A 4,222-nucleotide genomic window follows, 5' to 3' on the forward strand; every position below is an offset into this window, starting at 1 on the left:
CATTTACCGCCTCGATTTGACAGCACCTACAAAAATAGCGATCGCAGCGAAGCGTCCACTGCTCTTAAGGTATTAATACCTGTAATGCTTATGGAATATAGCTTATAGCTTTTCTTAGTGCCATTCGTGTATAACCACCATTCCAAACTGTAGGATAAATAGTATTAAAATTTAATTTATTGAGACGACTTAAAGCATTTTTGAGATTTTGAGATGAAAAAAGTACCTGACTATCAACATTAGTAAGCCACACACCCCGCACTTCATGTGTTTGGGTGGCTGTACTTATTTTACTTCTTCCTAATATCACCAAAATAGTTATAATTAAAGAAGAAACCAGTAATATTAATCCACGTTTGATTCTGAATAATTTAAACATTTTGAGATGTTGCTGAAGAAGTTGAAAAAATTAAATAATTATTGTTATTTTATCGGTTTTAGTAGTAAATACAAAAAAAGTGCCGTTAAGGATTTTGCGATCGCCGTAGGCGCACCGAAAGTGAGTATGATTTAGTCCGGCGTAAGAAAACCATAATAATGATGGAGAAAGAGCGGCAGGATAGACATGGAAATTAATTTAGGAGAAACTTTTCTCCTAAACCCGATTCCGCACGATTAACACAAAACGTGTAATCGCTATTGATTCGGAAAAATGAAAGTAGACGGCAACGGACAAGGCAAGATTTTAACCCAAGAGGAACTAAAGCGATTATTCACGTCAGGATTTATCACGTTGAGCGATCGCTCTTAAGGCGGACGGTTACGCCATCGCGCTCTGGAAAAGAAATTGCCTGTTTACTGGTTGTCAAGTATCAGAAGCACTAGTACTCCAGACGACTGATATCAAATGTTGTGCTATCGCTTTGAGGGCGTATTCCACCAAAGGTAAGCATAAAACTCGGATTGTGGACATCCCACCAGGGCTAGCCGCAATGCTGGGGCAAAGCTTTATGACCAAGTTATTTACCAATTTCTCTAACTTCAAAAAAATGTGCGAACCCCCAGTTATGATATCTAGTTATGAAAAAGCTAACAAAAATCGCTTTAGCAAGTAGTGTTTTAGCGATGACACTCAGTATAAATATTTCGGCTCAAGCCCAAGAAAAACGCCTGCTAACACTCGACGATCAATTCGCCTTTCGCCAAATTAGCGATCCCCAACTATCTCCCACTGGAGACTGGATTGCTTACACAGTAACTAATACCGATTTGAAAAATGATACACGAGATAACCATATTTACATGACTTCTTGGGATGGCTCCCAAACATTACAGTTAACTAACGGTAACGATAGTGAATACAATCCTCGGTTTAGCCCAGATGGTAAATATCTAGCTTTTCGCTCCAGCCGTGAATCAGGAAAACAGCAAATTTGGTTGCTCAACCTAGCAGGCGGTGAAGCTGAGAAAATATCAGACTTTGCTGGTGATGTTACCGATTTTGTCTGGTCTGGTGACAGTCGGCAACTAGCGGTAATTGCTGAGGAACCAGTTCCAGAAATACCCTTTAATGGGAAAACCCCACCACCGATTGTTATTGATCAATTTCACTTCTTAGAAGATGGTGTGGGTTTTATCGGTAAAAGTCGTGAACATCTTTATGTATTGGACTTAGCAACTCGCAAAGCAGATATTCTCACCCCAGGTTCATTTAATGAGTATTTACCTGCTTGGTCAACTGATAACAAAAATATTGCTTTTGTGAGCAAACGTGGTCAAGAGAGCGATCGCAATAATAATTGGGATCTGTATGCAATCGCCGCCCAATCGGGAGCCAAAGCCCGTCAGCTAACTACCTTTATTGGGCCTGACTCCCCTAGGGCGAGACAGGGAGTTACTAGAATTAGCAATTAAAGCCTGTGCAAAAAAATCAATGACAGATCTAGCTTGACGGCGACAAGTCTGTACCACGGTCAACAAATTAGCACTATGTTGAAACCGCTCCATTGAACGGGAACCACCACTAACTTTACGTTTTGTCACAGCCAAACGCAGCGATCGTTCAGTCTGATTATTATCAGGATTTGACCGCAGTAAACACAATCTTTTGGACGTAAGATTTCATAACGATCTACTCTGCCAAAACCAGAGCGCGTTTTTCCCTGATGCCCTGGTTGCCCGCCTGGTTTTCTTTTGGGATGATTCGATTCTCCATCCAGGGATGCTTTTTTGTTTTCGCTCTTTTTCAGAATATCCCCAGATGGTGGTTTCGATGAGGTAGAACTATCTAAATCTCGGCTGACTTTTAAACGTTCTACTTCAAGATGTAGTTCTAAGATTGTTTTCTGTAACTCACATATTGCCTTGCCCTGCTCAATAATTATCTCTACCAGTTCTTCTTTTGATAACTGGTTCAAGCTTTCTCGGTCTAAATCTTGAGGCAGGTTTTGGTTCATATTTGTGATACTCCCCCTCAAGTGTCCCCTTTGTCAATACTCTGCCACCTGAATCCTTACGACTGATTATGTAGCAAGACAATATCTAGGAAGTGTGGGGAAAGTGGATAATGGTAACGTTTGCAGTAAATGCCTATGGAGTTTACTCGAATATAACATTTCCTTTAACTGTAAAAGTATTCAAACCGAAAGGGACACTAAAAGCAGAGGATAAATATAAAACTAAAATAGAGTTGGCATCAGAAATTATTACTGAATTAATTGAATCAGGCTTCAATATTAAATTAGTACTAGCAGATAGCTTATATGGTGAAAGTAGCCAGTTTATTAGAAAACTAGCTGAATATAAATTAGATTGTGTCGTAGCAATAAGAAGTAATCACTGTACGTTCGCTCATTTTTGAAGAGTGAGAGGAATTAATGCCTTGAGGGGAAAGGAATAGGGCGATAAGGAGTAATAGCACCATTTTCCATTAGTCTGTAAGACATATTCTGGAGATGGGTGTGCGTATGGCAATAAATGAGCAGGTAAAAATTGATTCCGAGAGAATTGATGATATTCCAGTAATAGTGGAATGGCTAAAAAAGATGGAGATAGCCTTGTGGATAGACCAAAAACTGAGTCCACCACACGGAAACCATGAAGGAATGAGCTATGGTCAATTGAGTGTATTGTTATTAACATATATAATCACCCAGTCAGACCATCGGTTGTCGGCGGTGGAACCCTGGGTAGAAGCACACCGAAAAATTTTAGAGCTAACTACGGGGTGGTCGATAGGAAAAAAAGATGCCACTGACGACCGATTGGGAAGGGTAGTCGAAGAATTAGGCTTACAATCAGAGGCTAGGCAAGAAATAGAAGTAAAATTAGGACGACATCTGATTCGTGCCTACGAATTACCGACAGAAGTGGCACGATCTGATACAACTAGTTTTAATGTGAATCATCAACAGGGCGAATCACCAGAAGAAAGCCTACTGCGTTATGGCTATTCCAAGGACAAGCGTCCAGACCTGCTGCAATACCGTCAATTATTGGCAACCCTCGACCCGATGGGAATGCCATTGGTCAGCGCCACCCTGTCAGGAAATGGAGCCGATGACCCATTATATTTACCAACATGGCAACAATTAGTAAAAGTAATTGGACTTCAACTTCAGATCCAGCAAATTGATGATGCGATTAAACTTTCACAAACCTTAGCTGGATGGCGATTGTATGTCACCAATGCCCCGACCACTCGACTGACCCTACCACAGGCTGTCATATATTACCGGGATGAATGGCTTTTGGAACGTGGGTTTCACCATTTTAAAAGAGGCTCTTTGCCAGCATTGCCTATTTACTTCCAAAACGAAGACCGAATCACTGGCTTGATGTTCGTGTTGAACATAGCTTTGCGCGTATTTACTTTGATGGAGTTTGTGGTACGGCAGGCTCTCCAGCTAACTCAACAATCTCTGGCTGGTCTTTATGATGGCAATCCAAAGCGAAAAACTAATCGCCCATCTGCGGAGCGAATGCTTCAGGCTTTTTGTCACCTTACTCTCTATTACCTCCCCGATTCTACCATTTTCATCACCCCTCTGTCCGAGCTTCAAAAACAAATTCTCTCCCTCATGAAAATGCCTGAGTCCCTTTATCAGCTTTCTGCGGAGTCCTGCAAGACATAATTACGTCTTACCCCCTATAAAATAAGATATCTTTTCTTTTATGGAAGCTGGCATTATCTAAGATGATCGCTATTTTCGCAGAACATTTATTAAAAGTCTCAGTTGGATTCCCTTGCTCTATCCATTCTTGCAAGAGAAAATTATTTAAA

Annotated in this window: 4 protein-coding genes and 3 pseudogenes; 3 read left to right on the plus strand and 4 right to left on the minus strand. The window is 40.8% G+C overall.

Annotated features, from left to right (window positions below; genetic code table 11):
* Window positions 1-88: 88 nt before the first annotated feature.
* Window positions 89-379, minus strand: a complete 291-nt coding sequence (locus CDG79_RS39405; RefSeq protein WP_223278643.1) for a family 10 glycosylhydrolase — start codon at window positions 377-379, stop codon at window positions 89-91.
* Between the two features lie 426 nt (window positions 380-805).
* A complete protein-coding gene (locus tag CDG79_RS43205; RefSeq protein ID WP_223278644.1) occupies window positions 806-970 on the minus strand; it encodes a hypothetical protein in 165 nt (54 codons plus the stop codon).
* A 50-nt stretch (window positions 971-1,020) separates the two neighbouring features.
* Here CDG79_RS43205 and CDG79_RS39410 point away from each other — a divergent pair, with 50 nt between their 5' ends.
* Window positions 1,021-1,854, plus strand: a complete 834-nt coding sequence (locus CDG79_RS39410) for a TolB family protein (RefSeq protein ID WP_094346902.1) — start codon at window positions 1,021-1,023, stop codon at window positions 1,852-1,854.
* Here the strand turns inward: CDG79_RS39410 and CDG79_RS45710 are convergent.
* Window positions 1,789-2,022: pseudogene (locus tag CDG79_RS45710) on the minus strand (hypothetical protein); the annotation flags it as partial. The gene CDG79_RS39410 and the pseudogene CDG79_RS45710 sit on opposite strands and share 66 nt — an antisense overlap.
* A gap of 2 nt (window positions 2,023-2,024) precedes the next feature.
* Window positions 2,025-2,396 (minus strand): annotated as a pseudogene (locus tag CDG79_RS45715) (IS66 family transposase); the annotation flags it as partial.
* Between the two features lie 61 nt (window positions 2,397-2,457).
* On the opposite strand from CDG79_RS45715, the pseudogene CDG79_RS39420 reads away from it, so the two are divergent.
* Both CDG79_RS39420 and CDG79_RS41855 read left to right on the plus strand, forming a co-directional pair.
* Window positions 2,458-2,779 (plus strand): annotated as a pseudogene (locus CDG79_RS39420) (transposase); the annotation flags it as partial.
* 127 nt (window positions 2,780-2,906) lie between these two features.
* Complete coding sequence (locus tag CDG79_RS41855) at window positions 2,907-4,073, plus strand: IS1634 family transposase (protein WP_143855737.1); 1,167 nt, start codon at window positions 2,907-2,909, stop codon at window positions 4,071-4,073.
* Window positions 4,074-4,222: the final 149 nt, after the last annotated feature.

The sequence above is a fragment of the Nostoc sp. 'Peltigera membranacea cyanobiont' 232 genome (assembly GCF_002245985.1).
GTDB lineage: Bacteria > Cyanobacteriota > Cyanobacteriia > Cyanobacteriales > Nostocaceae > Nostoc.